The 21,641-nt window shown below is 59.9% G+C and carries 19 protein-coding genes and 1 tRNA gene; 11 read left to right on the forward strand and 9 right to left on the reverse strand.

Annotation, left to right across the window (positions count from 1 at the left end; all coding sequences use genetic code 11):
• Positions 1-340: 340 nt before the first annotated feature.
• The 3 genes from CK910_RS06080 to CK910_RS23640 form a co-directional block, all read right to left on the reverse strand.
• Positions 341-709: a hypothetical protein gene (locus CK910_RS06080; RefSeq protein WP_043142730.1), complete on the reverse strand. Its 369-nt coding sequence runs from the start codon at positions 707-709 to the stop codon at positions 341-343.
• Between the two features lies 1 nt (position 710).
• Entirely contained in the window at positions 711-1,358 is a 648-nt protein-coding gene (locus CK910_RS06085) for an AAA family ATPase (protein WP_043142728.1), read from the reverse strand.
• A gap of 100 nt (positions 1,359-1,458) precedes the next feature.
• On the reverse strand, positions 1,459-1,635 hold the full coding sequence (locus CK910_RS23640) for a hypothetical protein (RefSeq protein WP_103472280.1): 177 nt from the start codon (positions 1,633-1,635) through the stop codon (positions 1,459-1,461).
• 747 nt (positions 1,636-2,382) lie between these two features.
• Here CK910_RS23640 and arcA point away from each other — a divergent pair.
• From arcA to CK910_RS06105, 4 genes are all read left to right on the forward strand, one after another.
• Complete coding sequence (gene arcA / locus CK910_RS06090; RefSeq protein ID WP_042870246.1) at positions 2,383-3,603, forward strand: arginine deiminase; 1,221 nt, start codon at positions 2,383-2,385, stop codon at positions 3,601-3,603.
• A gap of 62 nt (positions 3,604-3,665) precedes the next feature.
• Entirely contained in the window at positions 3,666-4,592 is a 927-nt protein-coding gene (arcC, locus tag CK910_RS06095; RefSeq protein ID WP_043142723.1) for a carbamate kinase, read from the forward strand.
• Between the two features lie 102 nt (positions 4,593-4,694).
• A complete protein-coding gene (gene argF / locus CK910_RS06100; protein ID WP_042870242.1) occupies positions 4,695-5,699 on the forward strand; it encodes an ornithine carbamoyltransferase in 1,005 nt (334 codons plus the stop codon).
• A 122-nt stretch (positions 5,700-5,821) separates the two neighbouring features.
• Positions 5,822-7,228, forward strand: a complete 1,407-nt coding sequence (locus CK910_RS06105; protein WP_043142720.1) for a YfcC family protein — start codon at positions 5,822-5,824, stop codon at positions 7,226-7,228.
• A gap of 158 nt (positions 7,229-7,386) precedes the next feature.
• Here CK910_RS06105 and CK910_RS06110 read toward each other — a convergent pair whose 3' ends face one another.
• From CK910_RS06110 to CK910_RS06125, 4 genes are all read right to left on the reverse strand, one after another.
• Complete coding sequence (locus CK910_RS06110) at positions 7,387-7,878, reverse strand: arginine repressor (protein ID WP_042870238.1); 492 nt, start codon at positions 7,876-7,878, stop codon at positions 7,387-7,389.
• A gap of 201 nt (positions 7,879-8,079) precedes the next feature.
• The gene (gene pyrI, locus CK910_RS06115) at positions 8,080-8,544 is read right to left on the reverse strand and encodes an aspartate carbamoyltransferase regulatory subunit (RefSeq protein ID WP_005318436.1); all 465 of its coding nucleotides are present in this window, start codon (positions 8,542-8,544) and stop codon (positions 8,080-8,082) included.
• A gap of 17 nt (positions 8,545-8,561) precedes the next feature.
• On the reverse strand, positions 8,562-9,482 hold the full coding sequence (gene pyrB / locus CK910_RS06120) for an aspartate carbamoyltransferase (RefSeq protein ID WP_172955250.1): 921 nt from the start codon (positions 9,480-9,482) through the stop codon (positions 8,562-8,564).
• A gap of 274 nt (positions 9,483-9,756) precedes the next feature.
• Entirely contained in the window at positions 9,757-10,299 is a 543-nt protein-coding gene (locus tag CK910_RS06125; protein WP_098981609.1) for a hypothetical protein, read from the reverse strand.
• 201 nt (positions 10,300-10,500) lie between these two features.
• Between CK910_RS06125 and CK910_RS06130 the strand changes: the two genes are divergently transcribed.
• The 3 genes from CK910_RS06130 (at position 10,501) to CK910_RS06140 (ending at position 14,411) form a co-directional block, all read left to right on the forward strand.
• Positions 10,501-10,577 (forward strand) — tRNA-Trp (locus CK910_RS06130).
• A 319-nt stretch (positions 10,578-10,896) separates the two neighbouring features.
• The gene (locus CK910_RS06135) at positions 10,897-12,267 is read left to right on the forward strand and encodes a phosphatidylserine decarboxylase family protein (protein ID WP_098981611.1); all 1,371 of its coding nucleotides are present in this window, start codon (positions 10,897-10,899) and stop codon (positions 12,265-12,267) included.
• 254 nt (positions 12,268-12,521) lie between these two features.
• On the forward strand, positions 12,522-14,411 hold the full coding sequence (locus CK910_RS06140) for a methyl-accepting chemotaxis protein (protein ID WP_098981613.1): 1,890 nt from the start codon (positions 12,522-12,524) through the stop codon (positions 14,409-14,411).
• Positions 14,412-14,474: 63 nt separating this feature from the next.
• Here CK910_RS06140 and CK910_RS06145 read toward each other — a convergent pair whose 3' ends face one another.
• Positions 14,475-14,987, reverse strand: a complete 513-nt coding sequence (locus CK910_RS06145) for a lipocalin family protein (protein ID WP_098981615.1) — start codon at positions 14,985-14,987, stop codon at positions 14,475-14,477.
• A gap of 17 nt (positions 14,988-15,004) precedes the next feature.
• Positions 15,005-15,907: an AraC family transcriptional regulator gene (locus CK910_RS06150; protein ID WP_098981616.1), complete on the reverse strand. Its 903-nt coding sequence runs from the start codon at positions 15,905-15,907 to the stop codon at positions 15,005-15,007.
• 145 nt (positions 15,908-16,052) lie between these two features.
• Here CK910_RS06150 and yqhD point away from each other — a divergent pair, with 145 nt between their 5' ends.
• From yqhD to CK910_RS06170, 4 genes are all read left to right on the forward strand, one after another.
• Positions 16,053-17,216 (forward strand): alcohol dehydrogenase, encoded by a 1,164-nt coding sequence (gene yqhD, locus CK910_RS06155; protein WP_098985005.1) that lies wholly within the window; start codon positions 16,053-16,055, stop codon positions 17,214-17,216.
• Positions 17,217-17,723: 507 nt separating this feature from the next.
• Complete coding sequence (locus CK910_RS06160) at positions 17,724-19,247, forward strand: Re/Si-specific NAD(P)(+) transhydrogenase subunit alpha (protein ID WP_043142703.1); 1,524 nt, start codon at positions 17,724-17,726, stop codon at positions 19,245-19,247.
• Positions 19,248-19,258: 11 nt separating this feature from the next.
• Positions 19,259-20,743, forward strand: coding sequence for a Re/Si-specific NAD(P)(+) transhydrogenase subunit beta (gene pntB / locus CK910_RS06165; RefSeq protein ID WP_098981618.1), 1,485 nt, complete (start codon positions 19,259-19,261; stop codon positions 20,741-20,743).
• Between the two features lie 96 nt (positions 20,744-20,839).
• Positions 20,840-21,592: a substrate-binding periplasmic protein gene (locus CK910_RS06170; RefSeq protein ID WP_098981620.1), complete on the forward strand. Its 753-nt coding sequence runs from the start codon at positions 20,840-20,842 to the stop codon at positions 21,590-21,592.
• Positions 21,593-21,641 lie beyond the last annotated feature (49 nt).

Raw genomic sequence — 21,641 nt, forward strand, 5'->3', positions numbered from 1 at the left:
CAACCCTGGCAGCCAGTCTTCCTGACCGACTTCATTGCGTCCGTGCATGAGTAACTATAAGGATTTCGCAGGGGACGACAACGGCAGCATGAAAAACGTTTTTACGCATCTCGTTACGCAAGAAACTTGTTGTGTTTTTTATCATTTAAAATCATATGGTTGAGTATTAAACGTTCAGGTTTTTGGATCCTATCTTCCGACTATCGCGGGATCTTTTTCGGCGTCTGGCTCACAGGGAGGATGGCGAATGTCTCACACGTCGTTTAACTCGGGTTCAGAAAGGGGGAAGGGGCAGATGTGTGGTCGCCGAAAAGGTGAGAATGACTACCAATATGGTGGGTCAGCTGTGCTCCTGCAGCCGTTCATAGATGGTCTGACGCTCTTCCGGGCTCAGTGAAGAGAAATAGTGGGTGAACAGACGCAGCAACAGGGATTTGTTCATGCCGTCCTGCTGGGTCAGGCTGCCAAGCTCGTCGATGGCGGCCGTGCTCAGGGAGAAAGTGGCTTTTTTATAGCTGGGCTTCAGGTAGTCGCCGCTTTCGATAAAGGCGAGTGCCGTCAGGGCTTCTTCTCTATGAAGGTTCAGCTCAAGGCTGACCACCTTGGGTTTGCCCTTGGCATAGAAGTCCGCATCCTCGATGAATTCGTCTATGGTGAACTTCTTCTGATGATGCAGATTGTGTTTCTTCTTCAGGTCGGCAAGGCCCATCTCACACCTCCAGCTCCAAAAACTCCTTGGCGATGGCCCGGATCTCCTCGGCCGACTTGCCATCGGGTTCTATCTCCATGACGGAAAGGCCCTTCTCCTCGCTGTCGTCATAGACATTGCGACCATAGGTGATGGCGTTCAGCACATCGACCCCGAACGAGGCGCATACCTCCTTGGCCTCCAGGATCCGTTTTACCTGGTTGGGCAGGGCCGGGCACTGGGTCAGCACCACGGCGGCCTTGAGGGTGGGATTGACCATCTTGCAGGTGGTGATGAGATCTTCCATGTGTGGCAGGGTCTTGAGATCGCGGCGTTTGGGCCGCAGCGGGATCAGGCCATGGGTGGCCACCGCCATGGTGGATCGCAGCGCCCGGTTGTCCTGGCCGCCACAGTCGACGATGACATAGTCATAGCGGTTTTTCAGGCTGAGCAGGTCGTTGCGAATATTGCCGTAGAGCTGAACGCAGTTTATCTGGGGCAGATCCGGGTTGTCGTTGCGCTCCTGGATCCAGTCCGAGGTGGTGCGTTGCGGGTCACAATCGACCAGCAGCACTTCGCCATGAAACCGGGTTCTGAGGTAGACCGCCAGATTCTGGGCCAGACAACTCTTACCGCTCCCTCCCTTCTCTCCACCGACCAACAGGATCATGACTATCTCCTATCCCTATGAAAAATAGCTGCCTTGAGTATAGGAGGGGGTTGAAGCATGACAAGCCAAGAGGAGGTGACCTCCTCTTGGGCTCTCACTTTCAGTAGTGCTGGCTGCCGCCGTACCACTGGCACACGTACTCGGGGACCAGCATCTGGGGAGCCTGGTCGACATGGCAGACCACCATGGGGATGGCGGGCGCTCCCTCAGCGCTGACCAGCGATGGGGTCATGGGCAGGATCAGGGCGGCGAACAGGAACAGTGACTTGATCTTCATGGCTATCTCCTTGGTGACAGAACACGGCGTGATCTGGATCACTTTCTGAGTTAAGCCGAGCCGGCCCGTGACGCAAGGTTATGAAATAAATTCAACGAATGAAAAAAGTTTGAAAAGAGGGTGTAGCGGGGTCGCTGAGAAATACATGACCAAGATGCGGGCTTTGTGCATATCCATATAACAGGCATGTTGCTGACAACTTGTGCCGCGAGCCTGTGCTGGCGGGTTTGGCACAATGCCATGATCTGGGACAAGAAGCAGATTATTCAGCGCCGCGCCTGCTTATGACTATTTATCTCGGTGCCCATCCCTCAAAAACCAGTGAAAAATTCAGTTTAATGCATATTAAATTCAGGTGACGAGTTTATTTTTTATATCGCTTTGAAAATAATGGCTTTTTGTTTTTTGTTATATCCCTTAGTAGATATTTTCCGTGAATGAAACAGGATGAAATATGAAATAAAAGCGTGGATTAATGCGTATCAATGCATGATGTCTGAATGAGAGATTGTCAGTTCTGTTACCCTCATCAAAGAATAAACCGTGATTTTATTCAGTTCAGAGTGAATGTGATCAATGTCTAAGTTTATCGTGATTGGCAGGTCTAACCTCGGTCTCGAAAGGCAAGGGCAGGATAGAACACAAGCTGAGTACCCTACATAAAGAATATCCCGCCTTAGCCACGAGCATGAATAGAAGGAATCTATTCAATCACTCGCAGGGACCACTGCTAGACGGAATATAATCATGAGCAAATTTTATGTAGGTTCTGAAGTTGGCCAATTGCGCCGTGTCATGCTGCACCGCCCCAACCTCAGTCTGAAGCGTCTGACCCCTTCCAACTGCCAGGACCTGTTGTTTGATGATGTCCTGTCGGTTGAACGCGCCGGTCAGGAGCACGACAAATTCGCTCAGGTACTGCGCGATCAGAATGTCGAAGTCTTCCTGCTGACCAACCTGCTGGCCGAGACTCTGGATGTGCCGGAAGCCAAAACCTGGCTGCTGCAACATCAGGTCTCCGATTATCGCCTCGGTTCTTCCCTTGCCAACGACGTGCGCTGCTTCCTGGCTGACATGCCGCACCGCGAACTGGCCCGCATTCTCTCCGGTGGCCTGACCTACTCAGAGATGCCTTACAGCGGCGTCAACATGGTAGTGGGCATGCACGCCCCGACTGACTTCATCATAGAGCCGCTGCCCAATCATCTCTTTACCCGTGACACCTCCTGCTGGGTCTACGGTGGCGTCTCCATCAACCCCATGGCCAAGGCCGCCCGTCGCCGCGAAACCAACCATGTGAAGGCCATCTACCGCTGGCACCCGCAGTTTGCCGGTCAGGACTTCATCAAGTACTTCGGTGACGAGGATCGTGACTACGACAACTCCACCATCGAAGGCGGTGACGTGCTGGTCATCGGCCGTGGCGCCGTGCTCATCGGCATGTCCGAGCGCACCACGCCGCAAGGGGTCGAGCACCTGGCACGCAGCCTGTTCAAACACGGTCAGGCCAAACAGGTCATCGCCATGCAACTGCCGAAACACCGCAGCTGCATGCACCTGGATACCGTCATGACCCACATGGACATAGACACCTTCTCCGTCTATCCGGAAGTCATCCGCAAGGATGTGAACTGCTGGAGTCTGACTCCGGGCGGTGCCACCGGCATGAACATCAAGGAAGAGGGTTACTTCGTGACCGCCATCGAGAAGGCGCTGGGCGTGGATCAGCTCAAGCTCATCACCACAGGTGGTGACACCTTCGAAGCCGAACGTGAACAGTGGAACGATGCCAACAACGTGCTGACGGTGCGTCCTGGCGTGGTCGTGGGTTATGAGCGCAACACCTACACCAACGAGAAATATGACAAGGCCGGCATCACAGTTCTCTCCATCCCGGGTGAAGAACTGGGTCGTGGCCGCGGCGGCGCCCGCTGCATGAGCTGCCCGATGGAACGTGACGGCATCTAACAAGACGGCGTGGCGCCGGCAGAGGCTGGCGCCACAGATACCAAGACTCGAGATCAACACTCATGAAAAAACCAACTGTCGTCGTCGCCCTGGGTGGCAATGCCCTGCTCCGTCGTGGTGAGCCCCTTGAAGCGGATATCCAGCGCAAGAATATCGCCACCGCCGCCAAGACCATAGCCCTGATCGCTCAGGAGTACAACGTGGTGCTGGTACATGGCAACGGCCCGCAAGTCGGCCTGCTGGCCCTGCAAAACAGCGCCTATACCAAGGTCGCGCCCTATCCCCTGGATGTGCTGGGTGCCGAGTCCCAGGGCATGATCGGCTACATGCTGATCCAGGAGCTCAAAAACCTGATGCCGAGCCGCAACGTCACCGCGCTGCTGACCCAGGTGCAGGTCGACCCCAAGGATCCGGCATTTGCCAATCCGACCAAATTTATCGGACCCGTCTATGACGAAGCCGAAGCCCGCATCCTGGCCGAAGAGAAGCACTGGGTGGTCAAGGCCGACGGCAAGTTCTTCCGCCGCGTGGTGCCGTCTCCGCTGCCCCAGCGCATCGTTGAAGGCGATGCCATCGAAACCCTGATAGCCCAGGGACACCTCATCATCTGTACCGGTGGTGGTGGCATTCCCGTGACCTGGGATGGTCAGTGCCTGACTGGCATCGAAGCCGTCATCGACAAAGACATGTCTGCCGCCTACCTGGCCAAGCAGATCAAGGCCGATGCCCTGCTGATCCTGACCGACGCCGATGCCGTCTACCTGGATTGGGGCAAACCGACCCAGCACCCGCTGCGAGTCACCAGCCCGGCCGAACTGGCTGGCGTCAAGTTCGACGCAGGCTCCATGGGGCCCAAGGTCGAAGCGTCCTGCGAATTCGTCAAGGCGACCGGCGGCATGGTCGGGATCGGTTCTCTGGAAGATGGCCTGGCCATCCTCAAGGGCGAAGCCGGCACCAATATCGTTGCCACCCGCACCGTGAATGCCTAGTCAACAACACTGCCCGAATGGGGCCTGAACAAGTTTGTACTGTGTATGCGTAGTCAATAACACTGCCCAAATTGGTCTGAACAAATATAGAGAGAACTCATCATGGCTTTTAATCTGCGTAACCGTAACTTCCTGAAACTGCTGGACTTCACCCCGCGCGAAATCCAATACATGATCGACCTGGCCATCGACCTGAAGAAAGCCAAGTACGGTGGCTATGAGCGCAAGCACCTGACCGGCAAAAACATCGCCCTGATCTTCGAGAAGACCTCCACCCGTACCCGTTGTGCGTTTGAAGTGGCGGCCTTCGACCAAGGCGCTCAAGTCTCCTACCTCGGCCCAAGCGGTTCCCAGATCGGTCACAAGGAGTCCATGAAGGACACTGCACGTGTACTGGGCCGCATGTATGACGGTATCGAATACCGTGGCTATGGCCAGGAAATCGTGGAAGAGCTGGGTGCCTATGCCGGTGTCCCTGTCTGGAACGGCCTGACCAACGAATTCCACCCGACCCAGATCCTGGCCGACTTCATGACCATGCTGGAGCACGGCAAGGGCAAGCGTCTGGATCAAATCAAGTTCGCCTACCTGGGTGATGCCCGCAACAATATGGGCAACTCCCTGATGGTCGGCGCCGCCAAGATGGGCATGGATATCCGCCTGGTCGCACCGAAAGCCTTCTGGCCGGAAGAAGCGCTGGTTGCCAAGTGCCGCCTGATCGCCGAAGAGACAGGCGCTCGCATCACCCTGACCGAGGATGTGAAAGAGGGCGTGCTGGGTACCGACTTCCTCTACACAGACGTCTGGGTTTCCATGGGCGAAGCGAAAGAAGCCTGGGATCAACGGGTGAAACTGATGACCCCGTACCAGATCAACATGGATGTCATCAACGCCACCAAGAACCCGGATGTGAAGTTCATGCACTGCCTGCCGGCGTTCCACAACGATGAGACCACCATGGGCAAGGAAGTGGCTGACAAATATGGGATGAAAGGTCTGGAAGTGACCGAGGACGTGTTCGAATCCGAGCACAGCATCGTGTTTGACGAGGCCGAAAACCGGATGCACACCATCAAGGCAGTGATGGTTGCTACGCTGGGCGACTAAGGTCGCAGTAGTGGTGCCGGGGGGCAACCCCCGGCTTTTCGACCATGTGACGGCGGCATAATACCTCTAACCCTACGACCCGCAGCTTGCATGGATACCACACCACAGAAGGAAGCTGGACCATGACCAAATTCAAGTTCCCATCAGCCTACACCATACTGTTTGTGCTGATCGCCTTGGTGGCCGCCCTGAGCTGGGTAGTGCCAGCCGGCAAATACGACATGATCATGAACGACGCCCTCGGCAAGGAAGTGCCGGTGGCCGGAACCTACAAGCTGGTAGAGGGGAATCCCCAGGGGATAGTCGACGTGCTGCTGGCACCCATCGATGGTCTCTACAACCATGACACCTATCAGGCAGGCGCCATCGACGTCTCCCTGTTCATCCTGATCATCGGTGGTTTTCTTGGCATTGTGACCAAGACAGGTGCCATCGATGCCGGGATCGAGCGCGTTACCGACCGCCTGCGCGGCCGTGAAGAGTGGATGATCCCTATCCTGATGGCGCTGTTCGCCGCAGGCGGCACCATCTACGGCATGGCTGAAGAGTCGCTGCCTTTCTATACCCTGCTGGTCCCCGTGATGATGGCCGCCCGCTTCGACCCCGTGGTCGCCGCCGCGACCGTGTTGCTGGGTGCCGGTATCGGTACTCTGGGCTCCACCATCAACCCGTTTGCGACCGTGATCGCCGCCAACGCCGCCGGCATCTCCTTCACCGACGGTATCTGGCTGCGCGTCGCCATGCTGATTGCCGGCTGGCTGCTGTGCGTGGCCTATGTCATGCGCTACGCCAAGATGGTGCGCAACGACCCCAGCAAGTCCTTGGTGGCTGACAAGTGGGAAGAGAATCGTGCCCACTTCCTCGGCAACAAGAGCGACCAGATGCTGGAGTTCACTCTGACTCGCAAGATAGTGCTGGGTATCTTCGTCGCCGCCTTCGCCGTGATGATCTACGGTGTAGCCGTGCTCGGCTGGTGGATGGCGCAGATCTCCGGCGTCTTCCTGGCCGCTGCCATCATAGTCGGCGTCATCTCCCGCATGAGCGAGGAGGAGCTGACCTCCAACTTCATCGACGGTGCCCGTGACCTGCTCGGTGTGGCCCTCATCATAGGTATCGCTCGCGGTATAGTAGTGGTGATGGACAACGGCATGATCACTCACACCATATTGCACAGCGCAGAAGGGATAGTGACCGGCCTCTCCACCGTAGTGTTCATCAACGTGATGTTCGTGCTGGAGCTGGTGCTCTCCTTCCTGGTGCCGTCCTCCTCCGGTCTGGCCGTGCTGACCATGCCGATCATGGCGCCCCTTGCCGACTTCGCCAACGTGGGTCGCGAGCTGGTGGTGACTGCTTATCAGTCCGCCTCCGGCCTGGTGAACCTGGTGACGCCGACCTCCGCCGTGGTCATGGGTGGCCTGGCCATCGCCAAGGTGCCCTATGTACGCTGGCTGAAGTGGGTGGCACCGCTGCTCGGCATCCTGACAGTGCTGATCGTAGCCTGCCTGAGCCTGGGTGCCGTGCTGGCATAACAGGTGAAACACCGCATGAAACGGGAGCCAGTGGCTCCCGTTTTTTATGGCCGAGAAACAGGACAGGGCGGGGAACCCGGCGCATGAGCTCGCAATCCGATGGGCAAGACAACAAAAAGGCGACCCCGGGGTCGCCTTGTGCATTCAGGGGAGGAACGTCAGCGAGCCTGCTCCAGGGTGCGCACCACGGCCGCATGGGCCAGGCGGGTGCGGCTGATATGGCGCGGCGCGACCAGCACCACGTCGTTGCCGGCGACGGCGCCCATGATCTCGGGATTGGCGTTGCGATCCAGCAGGCGGGCCACCACAGTCGCGGCGCCCGGGGTGGTGTGGATCAACACCATCTGCTGGTTGTGCACCACCTCGCGCACCATGTCGTGGATGGAGCGGGTACTGCCGGCGGGCTCCAGCTGCTCGTCCACCAGGGTGTAGACCTTCTTGCCGTTGGCATTCTGGGCCTTGGCCACGCCGAGGCGGCGCAACAGACGGGAGATGGTGGACTGGCTGATGTCGGCAAAGCCGCGCTCCGCCAGCTCGCGGCGGATCTCCTCCTGGGTGCTGTAGCAGTGCTGGCCGATGATCTGGCGACAGGCATCCAGCTGGGCCAGATCGGGCTCTTGTTCAACGGGACGACTGAGGGTTTTGACCACGGCGATTTCCTTTGACTGTGACCGAAGGCTATCGCTCGAAATCTGCCACCAATGCCTTTTAATAGCTAAAAGTTCTGATGGAAAGGAGTGAGGCAGGGAATGAGCGATGTTTAGCCTTTATAGGATGGCAAATTATAGCTAAACGGAAAATCTGTGATGTGACAGGGGTCAAAAATGGGCCCCACAGGGCCCATTCAGATATCAGTAACGTTCGCTGACTATGTCCTGGGTGAAGGACTTCTCGCAGTATTTGCACTTCATGCGCACCACGCCTTTCACCTCTCGCACCCGGAAGTAGCTGTCCACCGGCTCGTTGTGGGAGATGCAGTTGGAGTTGGGGCAGTGGAACACGCCCGTGATGAACTCCGGCAGTTCCAGCTGGTGCTTCTTCACCACGGCGAAGTCTTCGATGATGTTGACGGTCGCCTTGGGGGCAAACAGGGCCAGCTGGTTGGCCTGCTCCGCGGTCAGGCGGGTGTTCTCTATCTTGATGAGATCCTTCTTGCCCAGCGCACCGGATTTCAGGTTGAAACCGACGGTGATCCGCTCCTGGGTCTCGATCAGCTGGAACAGCTTGAGGATCTTGATGCCCTGGCCGGCGGGGACGTGGTCGATGACGGAGCCGTGACGGATGGCTTCGACTTGCAGTTGATTCTTCTCGGACATGATGTTCCCCTTTTCCCTTAGACGGTTTCGTTCAGTACCAGAGCCAGCAGTGCCTGGCGCGCGTAGACCCCGTTCTCCGCCTGCTGGAAGTAGTAGGCGTGGGGAGTCTTGTCGACCGCGACCTCGATCTCGTCGACGCGGGGCAGGGGGTGCAGGATCTTCATGGTGGGCTTGGCCCCTTCCAGGGTGGCCAGCTCCAGCACGAACTTGGCGGCCATGTGCTTGTATTCGGTCTCGTCGAAGCGCTCTTTCTGGACCCGGGTCATGTAGAGGATGTCGAGCTCAGGCATCACCTCTTCCATGGTCTCGTGCACGCTGAACTGGATGCCCTTCTCCTCCAGCTCCTCGCACAGGTAGTCCGGCATCGCCAGCGCTTCCGGGGAGATGAAGAAGAAGCGGCAGTTGAACAGGCTGAGGGCCTGGGCCAGGGAGTGGACGGTGCGGCCGTATTTGAGGTCGCCGACGAAGGCCACGTTGAGGCCGTCCAGCTTGCCTTGCGTCTCATGGATCGAGAAGAGGTCGAGCAGGGTCTGGGTCGGATGCTGGTTGGAACCGTCACCACCGTTGATGACAGGCACCCGGGAGAACTCGGAGGCGAGGCGGGCGGCACCCTCTTTCGGGTGACGCATCACCACGGCATCCGAGTAGGAGCCGATGATCTTGATGGAGTCGGCCAGGGTCTCGCCCTTCTTGGCGCTGGTGCTGCCACCGTCGGCGAAGCCGATGATGTTGCCACCCAGGCGCTGAACCGCGGTCTCGAACGAGAGGCGGGTGCGGGTGGACGCTTCGAAGAAGCAGCTGGCAACCAGCTTGTCTTTCAACAGGCGGGTGTCGGGCTCGGCCTTCAACCGCTGTGCGGTTGCGACCACCAGTTCCATGTCGGGCCGGGTCAGGTCCGAAATGGAGATGACATGTTTCTTATAGAGTGGATTGGTCATCGTCTGCATTCCCTTTGACATCAATGAAGGTTTTTCGGGCACAAAAAAAAGCCCCTGAAACAGGGGCTTTTTTTAAAAATAACTGGGGATCTGTGGGTCGGGAACCGGAAACAACGGGGCCGCTCTGGTGCGCTCCACCCGTCTGCAAGGCTGTTTTCTGAATCAAAAACTGCATCGTCTCGTCTCGACCTTTTTCAAAACCGGACAGATTATAGAGTCGCATTTTGAATTGTCAAAAATTTATTTCAAAGGCAAGATTTGCGCGGGAAAACGTTTAAGTGTCGTGAACGGGTCGGCAAACCCACACGCTGTGTTCCGTTTGCAGGGGCAGGGCATCTTCGGCCATGCAGCGCAGATAGGCGAGTCTGTGGTGCCCTTCCAGCAGGCAATAGGGTTGCGGCAGCGGCTGTCCGTCCGGGTAGCGGCTATCCGGCGCGGGGGCCAGCACTATGATGGGCTCGGACCAGGTGCCCTGGGTCAGCATGTATTCGCCGAGCCAGGATCGACGCACGTAACGATTGTGGCGCAGCATCTCGCCCCAGCGCTCGACCACCTCCATATGGCGGGAGCTGACCTGGGTCACAATCTGCTCCGTGGGCCAGCTCTCGCACTCGAACTGGTGATGGGCCAGGTCGATAAAGCTCCAGTTGGACTCAAAACCGCGCCAATGGCGATAAATCCACTGGGAAAGCACGCTGTGGGGAATGAAGGGCACTCGCGGCGCGACCCGGTCGAGATAGTCGGGCAGGGACTCCGTCTTGCGTTCATCCCTGAAGTTGAGCGGTGCCAGTTGTTGGAGCAAGCGGTAATTGAGCATGAGTAGCCTCCCGGATCCAGACTTAACCCTACCCCCATTTATGTGGCTTTCCTACCCTGACAAGGCTGTAAATACAGCAAGTTACCCCGTCAGGCTGCGCAAATTGCCGCGAGTTGCTCGTCATTTGTGCAATCGAATCGAAAGTGAGAAAAAAGCCTTTACCTTTGAACCCGGCTTTGTATAATTCGCCTCGTTTGTTGCAGGGGCGTAGTTCCAATTGGTAGAACAGCGGTCTCCAAAACCGATGGTTGCGGGTTCGAGTCCTGCCGCCCCTGCCATTTTCAGAAAAGCCAGCTCATTGAGCTGGCTTTTCGCATTTCTGCGTTCCCGGTTTTTCCTCCCGTCACACCTGCTCCTATGGTTGCCGTTTTACGGCGGCGTCAGCTCACTCCCGGCGCCTCTTTCCCTTCAGATCCCGCACCGCCCCTGACCGCTAGTCGCTATTGCGCCAATTTGCCCTGTCGTTTCTGGCAATCGTGCTTCACGGGCTCGTGTGCTACACCACATGGGCGGTGTCATTGCGTGTTGATGGCAAACCGGTAGCCAATGCTCAAGCCGTGGATTGTGGGCGTGAACATCATTTGAGGAGATAGACTCATGAACAAGGCAGTTGAAACCCGACTGAACAAGTCTCGCCCCGGCGGCTGGGTGCCACAGGATAGTGCCCATATCGAGCGCTGGATCCGGCGGATCAGGCACTATGTCGCCAACCAGCCGAGCGCACTTGTGCCGCCCATCGCCGAGCTGCGGGATCTGGTCAACGCCGACCCTTCGCTGCATGCCCAGGCCGAAGCCATGTTCAAGGAGGCCTGGCGCCACAAGCACCTGACCCCGCTCGGTCAGATCGAGGTGCGATCCTTCGAGGAGTTTCTGGGGCTGCTCAACGGCATCATGACCACGGCCCCCGAGGCGTATCAGGACATTCCGACGCACGAACCCTCCGGCCTCATAGGTTTTCCCATCAATGCGCTGCTCGACTGGCCCATGGCGACCCAGTCCGGTTATCACTTCTTCGCCAACGCCCTGATCAACCAGCAGTTCAAGAAGATCCTCGATTACTGGGCGCTGTTTCTGCAAAGCCCGGCGTCGCGCTACGTGTTGAACGAGCCGGTCAGCCGGCTGGATCATGAGACACTGGTGGTGCCCTGGCTCGGCAAGGTGGCCAAGGCCGAGATGGTCAAGGTGGCGACCGGCGCCCTGGGTGAGGGCCCCAATCCCACGCCAGCCAGCTTCGAGACCATCTTCCAGTGCGATCCGGCGGCCGAGTATCATGGCTTCGGCAGTTGGGATGGGTTCTTCACCCGCACCTTCCGCCCCGGTGTGCGGCCTGTCTCGGCGCCGGCGGATGACAACGTCATCGTCAACGCCTGCGAATCGGCGCCGCTGCAGGTGAGAAAAGAGGTGAGCAGCAGCGATCAGTTCTGGCTCAAGGGTCAGCCCTATTCGCTGGACAACATGCTCGACTTCGACGATCTGGCGCCTCGCTTCGACGGCGGCACAGTGTATCAGGCTTTCCTCAGCGCCCTCAGCTATCACCGCTGGCACAGCCCGGTGAGCGGCACCATTCGCAAGGTGCGCGTGGTCAACGGCACCTACTATCTGGAGAACCAGTTCGAGGGCTTTGTCGACCCGCAGGGGGCGGATCCCAGCGCCCCCAACAACTCGCAGCCCTTCCTCACCTCGGTGGCGACCCGGGCGCTGATCTTCATCGAAGCCGACAACCCCAAAATCGGGCTGATGTGCGTGGTGCCTGTGGGCATGGCCGAGGTGTCGAGCTGCGACATCACTGTGCGGGCGGGGGACAGGGTGAAGAAGGGGGATCAGCTCGGCATGTTCCACTTCGGCGGCTCGACCCACTGCCTGCTGTTCCGCCCCGGGGTCAAGCTGGAGTTCGAGTTTTACGGCCAGACCCCGAGCCTGGATGCCGGCAACATGCGGCTCAACACCGCCATAGCCCGGGTGCGCTAGCGCGTTTTTCTGCGAGTTGAATGCACGCTGGCCACCTCCTGGAGGTGGCCTTTTTTACACCTGCTGGGGGGCATCAGTCGGGGTTCTGAGGGGATTTTCCCATGCCGGATGGCAAGGGGCGTTGCCAGGGTTCACTTACTGATTCATTTAAAATCAACGGATTGAAATTCATGGATCGGGATTTTCTGTCGATATAGTCCACACAGGGCGTGCAGCTTTGTTTGACGCCATTGAGACAGCCATAAGGATATCCCATGAATCTCTCCCTTCGCGGCAAGTTGTTGGCCACCAGTCTTGGCGTGGTCCTGATCACGGTCTGCCTGCTGGGCATGACCGCCTTCTATACCCTGAAAAACCAGACCCTGAGCGCCATCGACAGCGAGGCGCGCAACTATGCCAGCGCCTACGCGGAGGGGATAGGCAAATGGATGCAGGACAGGCGCGAGAGCCTGACCGCCCAGGTCGATGTCATCGCCAGCCACCCGACCTCCGAACTGGTGCCCCATCTGCAGCAGACCCTGCGCTCCGGCGGCTTCGGGCTGGCCTACTACGGCTCGGAGGAGGGGGTGATGACCCGCAACGATCCCTCCCTCAACAAGGGCAACTATGACCCGCGCGAGCGGCCCTGGTATCAGGACGCGGTCAAGGCGGGCAAGCTCATCATCACCGAACCCTATGTCAGCGTGACCATGCAGCAACTGGTGGTGACCCTGGCCGAGCCAGTGATGCAGCAGGGCCGGCTGGCCGGGGTGGTCGGTGCCAACCTGGCGCTGGAACAGCTCATCAAGGATGTGCTGGCGATGCGGGTTCAGGGGGATGGCTACGCCATGCTGCTGGACAAGGGCGGTCTCATAGTCGCCCACCCGGACAAGGCGCTGGCGCTCAAGAAGAGCCAGGATCTGGCCCCCGAGCTGGATGCCGGCCGACTGGTGAGCATGAGCCAGCAGGGCGGCCTGCAACTGGTGCAGATCGGCGGACGGGATACCCAGATGCTGGTGCTGCCTATTCCCAACACCGACTGGCTGCTGGCCATGGTGATGCATGAAGATGTGCTGATGGCGCCGCTGCAGAGCCTGCTGTGGGAGCTGTCACTCATCAGTGCCGGCCTGATCCTGGTATTTGGCCTGGTGCTGACCAGCACCTTCAAGTTTCTGTTCCAGGATCTGGGGCGGGTGGCCGGGGCCTTGCACGACATAGCCCACGGCGAGGGGGATCTCACGGTCCACATCAATACCCGCAGCAAGGACGAGGTGGGCCAGCTGGCTGAGAGTTTCAACCAGTTCGTGGCGCGGCTGCACGGCATCGTCAGCCGCCTGCGTGACGTGACCCTGGAGCTGACGGCCCAGTCCCGCACCCAGGCGGCCGGTGCCCAGGCCCGCAGCCAGCGGGTGCGCCAGCAGCAGGACGAGATCGTCATGGTGGCGACCGCGGTGACCGAGATGGCCTCCGCCACCCAGGAGATCGCCGGCAACGCCGAGTTCGCGGCCACCACCTCCGGCGACGCGGTCAAGCTGGCCGTCGCCGGTCAGTCCCAGGTCGGGCAGAGCCAGCGCAGCATCACAGGGCTCGCGGACGAAGTAGCCGATGCCAGCCAGATCATTGTGGAGCTGGATGCCCACGCCCAGAAGATCAGCGGCATTCTGGCCACCATCAGTGGCATCGCCGAGCAGACCAACCTGCTGGCGCTCAACGCTGCCATCGAGGCGGCCCGGGCCGGTGAGCAGGGGCGCGGCTTTGCGGTGGTGGCGGACGAGGTGCGGGTGCTGTCGCGCCGTACCCACGACTCCACCGACGAGATCCAGCAGATGATAGAGACGCTGCAGCAGACCACTCGTCGTGCGGTCGGTGGCATGGAGACCAGCCGTCAGCTGGCGGGTACCAGCGTGGAGGATGCGGAAGCCGCCAATCTGAGCCTGGGGCAGATCAACGAGGCGATCGGCGCCATCAGCGACATGGCGACCCAGATAGCGGCGGCGGCGGAGGAGCAGACCTCGGTCACCAGCGAGATCAGCCGCAACACCGAGAATATACGCCATGTCTCCCAGGAGCTGGCCGAGCAGGCCAATCAGGAGGCGGCCCAGGCCGCCGAGCTGAAGGCGCTGACCGAGCGGCTGGAGCAGGAGATAGGCCGTTTCCGGCTCTGATCATCCCGCGACTCAACCAACAGAAAGGGCAGCCCGCGGGCTGCCCTTTGCCATTCCTGGCGCTTATCCCGGCTGTTTGACCCAAATCAGCTGGTCGGTGGCAAAGCCCAGCCCTTTGGCCTTGGCGATCAGCGCATCCACCTTGGCTTTCGGCGGCTTGGGGGAGCGGGAGAGGATCCAGAGGTAGTCGTGGTTGTAGCTGGTCACCAGGGAGAGCTGGTAGTCAGGGTCCAGATCGATGACGTTGTAACCGCCGTAGAAGGGGCCGAAGAAGCTCACCTTGAGCCGTGCCTCGTCCGGCTTGTCGACGAAGTAGGCCTTGCCCTCGGCCTCGCGCCAGCTGCCATCGCTCTGCCTGCCGCGATTGATCACCCTGACGCCACCATCGTCACGCAGGCTGTAGCTGGCGCTGACCTGCTCCAACCCCCGCTCGAAGCTGTGGTCCAGGCGGGCTATCTCGTACCAGGTGCCGAGGTAGCGATCGAGCTGGAAGCCGGTGACGGGGCGTATGCCCTCGGCCACGCCGGTACAGGCCGTCAGCAGCAGGGCGGTGAGCAGGCAAAGCAGTGAACGCATGAGTCATTCCTCTCTGGTTATCCTTCGATGATGCGCAGCTGGCCATCCCGAAAGCGGGAGGCCTGATCCGTCGGCGTGCTGCCGAAGAAGCGCTTGTACTCCCGGCTGAACTGGGAGTTGCTCTCGTAACCGACCCTGGCCGCCGCGGCACCGGCCTTGATGCCGTCGTGCAGCATCATGATGCGCGCCTTGTGCAGGCGAAACGACTTGATGTACTGCAGCGGCGAAGTGGCCGTGACCGCCTTGAAGTGGTGGTGAAAGGCGGAGACGCTCATGTTCACCTCCCGCGCCAGCTCCTCCATGGTGAGGTTGTCGGCGAAGCGCGACTCTATCATACGCAGCACACGGGCGATCTGGCCCACATGGTTGTGACGGTTGGCCAGCGCCTGCAGCGCCGGGCCGCCGCCCTCGTGCAGGGCGTAGAACAGCATCTCCCGCACCGTCTGCGGTCCCAGCACCCGGGCGTGGTGGGGTTTGTCCATCAGGTCGATCAACCGTTCGGCGGCGCAGAACATGGCCTCCGACAGGGGCACCGAATGCACGCCGCTCTTCTGCGGAGCCGGGGCGGGCAGGGCATCGCCCAGCTCCAGCAAGAGTGCCTGCAGGGTAACCAGATCGATCTCGAGGGAGAAGCCGATGAGAGGCTGCTCGGGGGAGGCGAAACACTCGCACTCGCACGGCAGCGGCAGCGTCATCAGCAGGTAGTGGTTGGGGTCGTAGCGAAACACCTGATCCGCCAGATAGCCCACCTTGTGCCCCTGCAATATCACTATCATGCGTGGCTGGTAGAGCACAGGGGTGCGGCCGTGGTACTCGGTGGTGTAGATGAGGTTCACCTGCTCCACCGGAGAGGGGGTGATGCCGGGGGCTGTGACGTGACGGGTCAGCTTGGCGGCGAGGTTGGCGTAGCGGCTCTGCATTGTCTCTCTTTTGTTGTGGTTCTGGTTGCTTTGTAGAAATAGGCAAGAATCAAGCAGGATGTTGCCTTGATGGTAGAGGCTGTCTGGAGAAAAATGCAATCACATTTCGCGGCCAGACCGCTCGGAACATGAAAAGGCAATGTCGATGAACAATTTTACCCTGCATACCCCGACCAAGATCCTGTTCGGCAAGGGCCAGGTTGCCCAGCTGCGCGAACAGCTCCCCCCCGACGCCCGCATCCTCATCACCTATGGCGGTGGCAGCGTGGTGCGCACCGGTCTGCTGGCGCAGATCCGCAGCGAGCTGGCCGGCATGACACTGTTCGAGTTCGGCGGCATAGAGCCGAACCCCACCTATGAAACCCTGATGGGGGCGGTGGCGCTGGCCCGCGCCGAGCGCATCGACTTCCTGCTGGCCGTCGGCGGCGGTTCCGTGCTGGACGGCACCAAGTTCATCGCCGCCGCCGCCCACTACGACGAGGCCAGGGATCCCTGGCACATACTCGAGACCGTGGGCAACGAGGTGCGCTCCGCCATTGCGCTCGGCGCCGTGCTGACCCTGCCGGCTACCGGTTCCGAGATGAACATGGGCGCCGTGGTGACCCGTCGCAGCACCGGCGACAAGGTGCACTTCTTCTCGCCCTTCGTGATGCCGCGCTTCGCCGTGCTGGATCCCGTGCTGACCTACACGCTGCCGGCCCGCCAGGTGGCGAATGGCGTGGTGGATGCCTTCATCCACATTCTGGAGCAGTACCTCACCTATCCGGTCAACGCCAAGGTGCAGGATCGCTTCGCCGAAGGCCTGCTGCTGACCCTGGCCGAGGAGGGCCCCAAGGCGCTGCTGGAGCCGGAAAACTACGAGGTGCGCGCCAACATAATGTGGAGTGCCACCATGGCCCTCAACGGCCTGATCGGTGCCGGTGTGCCGCAGGACTGGGCGACCCACATGCTGGGCCACGAGCTGACCGCCCTGCACGGTCTCGACCACGCCCAGACCCTGGCGGTGGTGCTGCCCGCCCTGCTGCAGGCCAAGCGCCAGCAGAAGCATGCCAAGCTGCTGCAATACGCAGAGCGGGTGTGGGATCTGCGCAGCGGCAGCGAGGAGGATCGCATCGACGGTGCCATCGCCGCCACCCGCGACTTCTTCGAGCGGATGGGGGTCAAGACCCGGCTGCGGGATTACGGTGTCGCCTCGCTGGGGATAGACACCCTGATCGGCAAGCTGGCGGAGCACGGCATGACCGCCATCGGCGAGCACGGCGACATCGACCTGGTACAGAGCCAGCATATTTATGAAGCGGCCTGGTAAGGGCGTCGCGCCAGGGCATCAGGATCGAAACGATTGAACCTAAGGGGCCGGATCCTGCCATTTGGCAAGGGATCGGCCCCTTGTCTGTTACAAAACAGTTACTTCTTCTGCTTTCACCCCGATATCTGTGATCGGAGTGAATTTCGTAAGAACAAAAAGCGCTAAGATAGAGGGCCGGTAAAACATTTTTTTTGACTGGTTGGATCACTTTTTCCAGCGCTTTTTACTGGTATAAGTCGCTAATTTGGTTTGTTTTTTTAAATCATGCTCCGGGATGGGCTGAATTCTGTACGCGCACCATCGGGACTGCGGTTGTAATAAAACTCCAAAATTTGATACTAATCACCTTCGCGCCTGAAAAGCGGGGGCCTGGCCATGACAGGAGGTTGAGGTAAAGCCTACTGATTTTCATAACAAAGGGCCCGTGACCTGCACTTTGGTCATGTCTTGTTTCGCCAGAAATGCGACACTGGGCAGCGATTGTTTATTAACCATCAGGGAATAGTCATGCAGATTGGAATACCGAGAGAGAGTCTCGCCGGTGAGACCCGGGTCGCAGCGACCCCGGCCACCGTTGAGCAGCTGAAAAAGCTCGGCTTCGAGGTCGCCATCGAGGCCGGTGCCGGCCAGCTGGCCAGCTTCGATGATGCCGCCTTCGAGGCTGCCGGTGCCAGCGTGGTGCCGAGCGTCTGGCAAGCCGACCTTATCTTCAAGGTCAATGCGCCGACCGATGCCGAGATCGCACAAATTAAAGATGGTGCCACCCTGGTGAGCTTCATCTGGCCTGCCCAGAACCCTGAGCTGGTCAAGAAGCTGTCCGAGCGCAACATCAATGTGATGGCGATGGACATGGTGCCGCGGATCTCCCGTGCCCAGTCCCTCGACGCCCTCTCCTCCATGGCCAACATAGGCGGCTATCGCGCCGTGGTCGAAGCCGCGCACCAGTTCGGTCGCTTCTTCACCGGTCAGATCACCGCCGCCGGCAAGGTTCCGCCTGCCAAGGTACTGGTGATAGGTGCCGGCGTGGCCGGCCTGGCTGCCATAGGTACTGCCGGTTCCCTCGGCGCCATAGTGCGGGCGTTCGATACCCGTCTGGAAGTGGCCGAGCAGATCGAATCCATGGGGGGGGAATTCCTCAAGCTGGACTTCGGCAGCGAAGACGGTGCCTCCAGCGATGGTTATGCCAAGGTCATGTCCGATGAGTTCATCGCGGCCGAGATGGCGCTGTTTGCCCAGCAGGCCAAGGAAGTGGACATCATCATCACCACAGCCCTGATCCCGGGTCGCCCCGCTCCCAAGCTGATCACCAAAGAGATGGTCGACAGCATGAAGCCGGGTTCCGTGATCGTGGATCTGGCGGCGGCCACCGGCGGCAACTGTGAATACACAGTGCCGACCGAGCTGTTCGTGACCCCCAACGGCGTCAAGGTGATAGGTTACACCGATCTGCCGGGTCGTCTGCCCGCCCAATCCTCCCAGCTCTACGGTACCAACCTGGTCAACCTGATGAAGCTGATGTGCAAAGAGAAGGACGGTCAGGTTGCCATCAACTTCGAAGACGTGGTGCAGCGCAACATGACGGTGATCCAGGCCGGTGAAGTCACCTTCCCACCGCCCGCCATCGCCGTCTCCGCCGCGCCGCAGAAGCCCGCTGCAGCCCCGGTCAAGAAGGCCGAGGCGAAGCAGCCGTCCAACAAGAAGTTCGTGTTCGGTGCCCTCGGCATCGCCGCCTTCGGTTGGGTCGCGGCCGTGGCGCCTGCCGCCTTCCTCTCTCACTTCACCGTATTCATCCTGGCCTGCGTGGTCGGTTACTACGTGGTGTGGAACGTTTCTCACGCCCTGCACACGCCGCTGATGTCGGTCACCAATGCCATCTCCGGCATTATCGTGGTCGGTGCCCTGCTGCAAATCGGGCAAGGGTCGACTTTGGTCACCGCATTGGCCTTTATCGCCGTGCTGATTGCCAGTATCAACATCTTCGGTGGCTTCACAGTCACTCAGCGCATGCTGAAGATGTTCCGTAAGGATTAAGGGGGTTTAACGTGTCTCAAGGACTGGTAACAGCATCCTATATCGTTGCCGCCGTGCTCTTCATCCTCAGTCTCGCGGGACTGTCGAAGCAAGAAACGGCCAAGCATGGCAACTTGTTCGGTATCGCGGGTATGGCCATCGCCCTGCTCGCCACCGTCTTCAACCCGGAAACCAGTGGCGTGCACTGGATCATCCTGGCCATGGTCATAGGTGGTTCCATCGGCGTGCGGCTGGCACTCAAGGTCGAGATGACCGAGATGCCCGAGCTGGTCGCCGTGCTGCACAGCTTCGTGGGCATGGCGGCTGTGCTGGTGGGCTTCAACAGCTTCATCGATCTGCACCCGTCTGCTCCCGCCGAGGTGGTGGTTTCCGTCGGTTCCAACCTGGATGCGACTCTGGCTGCGGCCCGGGCGGCGTTCGAACAGGCGGCCAGCGTCGCTCAGGTCGAGCACCTCTCCGGCTCCATGCTGAACATCCACCTGGTCGAGATCTTCCTGGGCGTCTTCATCGGTGCCGTGACCTTCACAGGTTCCGTGGTTGCCTTCGGCAAGCTGCGTGGTCTCATCTCCTCCAAGCCGCTGATGCTGCCGCACCGTCACAAGCTGAACCTGCTGGCCGTGGTGGCCTCTCTGGTACTGATGATCTCCTTCGTCAACGCCGGTGGCTCCACCTTCGCCCTGCTGGTGATGACCCTGATCGCGTTCGCCTTCGGCTGGCACCTGGTGGCCAGCATAGGTGGCGCCGACATGCCGGTCGTGGTCTCCATGCTGAACTCCTACTCGGGTTGGGCGGCGGCGGCGGCGGGCTTCATGCTCTCCAATGACCTGCTGATCGTGGTCGGTGCCCTGGTGGGTTCCTCCGGTGCGATTCTGTCTTACATCATGTGCAAGGCGATGAACCGCTCCTTCATCTCGGTGATCGCCGGTGGCTTCGGCTCCGACGGCGTGGCCTCCACGGCCGACCAGGAGATGGGCGAATACCGCGAGACCAACGCCGAGGAAGTGGCTGACCTGCTGAAGAACGCCAGCTCCGTCATCATCACCCCGGGCTACGGCATGGCGGTGGCGCAGGCCCAGTACCCGGTGGCCGAGATCACCCACAAGCTGCGCGAGCGCGGCGTCAAGGTGCGCTTCGGTATCCACCCGGTTGCCGGTCGTCTGCCAGGCCACATGAACGTGCTGCTGGCGGAAGCCAAGGTGCCTTACGATATCGTGCTGGAAATGGACGAGATCAACGAGGACTTCAACGATACCGACGTGGTATTGGTGATCGGTGCGAACGACACCGTCAACCCGGCCGCCATGGAAGATCCGGGCAGCCCCATCGCCGGCATGCCGGTGCTGGAAGTGTGGAAGGCGCAGAACGTCATCGGCTTCAAGCGTTCCATGAACACTGGCTACGCCGGTGTCCAGAACCCGCTGTTCTTCAAGGAGAACACCCAGATGCTGTTTGGCGATGCCAAGGCCAGCGTCGAGGCGATCCTGAAAGCGCTGTAAGCGTGGTTCGGGAAAGACAAAAGGAGGCTCAGGCCTCCTTTTTTATTACTTACTTTTTGGTATATCCTCAGCCAATGCATGGGTGGAGAGAACGGCATGGTATGGCGTAAAGGATGGATCCTGATCTGCCTCTGGTGGGGTTTGGCGGCACAGGCAGCTGAACAGCCAACCCTGACCCTGTTGACCGAGTTGTGGCCGCCCTATGTGATGCGGCTCGATGACGGCAGCCTGGGGGGCGCCGATCTGGAGCTGGCCCGCACCGTGCTCACGCGGATGGGTTATCGCACCACGGTCAAGGTGCTGCCCTGGAAGCGGGTGTTGCAGGAGGCCAGGTTGCAGCAGGGGGATGGCATAGTCGATGCCTTCTTCGAGGAGCGGCGACTGGAGTGGCTGCACTACCCGGATGAACCCCTCTCCCAGAGCGGTGAAGTGATCTTCTTCCCCCTGGACAAACCCGTGGATTACCAGAGCCTGGCCAGCCTCAAGGGGCTACGCGTCGGCACCCAGACCGACTATGCCTATGGCGAAGCCTTCCTGACCGCCGCCGGGTTCACCCGGGTTCCCATGACGGGGGAGAGCAACATGATCAAGCAGTTGCACCTGATGATGGCAGGGCGGCTCGATGCCGTTGTGATGAACCAGATGGTGGGCCGCTACCTGGTCAGGGGGCAGGGGCTGCAGGATCAGATCGGCCATAGCGACAAGACGGTGACCGACAGCAACCGCAACTTCCTCGCCTTCACCCACAAGCCCGGCCACGAGAAGCTGGCCTATCAGTTCTCCCTCGCCCTCAAGGCCTTCAAGCAGACCCCAGAGTACCAGGCCCTGTTGACCCGCTACGGACTCTGAGTCGGGACGTTCAGGTTCCGTCTGTTGAGCCCTGCGACCCGTTCAGACC

Source organism: Aeromonas sp. CA23, from assembly GCF_002587065.1.
Taxonomy (GTDB): Bacteria; Pseudomonadota; Gammaproteobacteria; order Enterobacterales; family Aeromonadaceae; genus Aeromonas; species Aeromonas bestiarum.

What these genes read in the sequence shown, in the direction of transcription:
- CK910_RS06135 (WP_098981611.1), top strand. Translation starts at nt 10,897, where the DNA reads ATGAACAAGGCAGTTGAAACCCGACTGAACAAGTCTCGCCCCGGCGGC.
- CK910_RS06105 (WP_043142720.1), top strand. Translation starts at nt 5,822, where the DNA reads ATGACCAAATTCAAGTTCCCATCAGCCTACACCATACTGTTTGTGCTG.
- yqhD (WP_098985005.1), top strand. Translation starts at nt 16,053, where the DNA reads ATGAACAATTTTACCCTGCATACCCCGACCAAGATCCTGTTCGGCAAG.
- CK910_RS06085 (WP_043142728.1), bottom strand. Translation starts at nt 1,358, where the DNA reads ATGATCCTGTTGGTCGGTGGAGAGAAGGGAGGGAGCGGTAAGAGTTGT.
- CK910_RS06170 (WP_098981620.1), top strand. Translation starts at nt 20,840, where the DNA reads ATGGTATGGCGTAAAGGATGGATCCTGATCTGCCTCTGGTGGGGTTTG.
- CK910_RS23640 (WP_103472280.1), bottom strand. Translation starts at nt 1,635, where the DNA reads ATGAAGATCAAGTCACTGTTCCTGTTCGCCGCCCTGATCCTGCCCATG.
- CK910_RS06125 (WP_098981609.1), bottom strand. Translation starts at nt 10,299, where the DNA reads ATGCTCAATTACCGCTTGCTCCAACAACTGGCACCGCTCAACTTCAGG.
- arcA (WP_042870246.1), top strand. Translation starts at nt 2,383, where the DNA reads ATGAGCAAATTTTATGTAGGTTCTGAAGTTGGCCAATTGCGCCGTGTC.
- CK910_RS06160 (WP_043142703.1), top strand. Translation starts at nt 17,724, where the DNA reads ATGCAGATTGGAATACCGAGAGAGAGTCTCGCCGGTGAGACCCGGGTC.
- pyrI (WP_005318436.1), bottom strand. Translation starts at nt 8,544, where the DNA reads ATGTCCGAGAAGAATCAACTGCAAGTCGAAGCCATCCGTCACGGCTCC.
- arcC (WP_043142723.1), top strand. Translation starts at nt 3,666, where the DNA reads ATGAAAAAACCAACTGTCGTCGTCGCCCTGGGTGGCAATGCCCTGCTC.
- pyrB (WP_172955250.1), bottom strand. Translation starts at nt 9,482, where the DNA reads ATGACCAATCCACTCTATAAGAAACATGTCATCTCCATTTCGGACCTG.
- CK910_RS06150 (WP_098981616.1), bottom strand. Translation starts at nt 15,907, where the DNA reads ATGCAGAGCCGCTACGCCAACCTCGCCGCCAAGCTGACCCGTCACGTC.
- argF (WP_042870242.1), top strand. Translation starts at nt 4,695, where the DNA reads ATGGCTTTTAATCTGCGTAACCGTAACTTCCTGAAACTGCTGGACTTC.
- CK910_RS06145 (WP_098981615.1), bottom strand. Translation starts at nt 14,987, where the DNA reads ATGCGTTCACTGCTTTGCCTGCTCACCGCCCTGCTGCTGACGGCCTGT.
- CK910_RS06080 (WP_043142730.1), bottom strand. Translation starts at nt 709, where the DNA reads ATGGGCCTTGCCGACCTGAAGAAGAAACACAATCTGCATCATCAGAAG.
- CK910_RS06140 (WP_098981613.1), top strand. Translation starts at nt 12,522, where the DNA reads ATGAATCTCTCCCTTCGCGGCAAGTTGTTGGCCACCAGTCTTGGCGTG.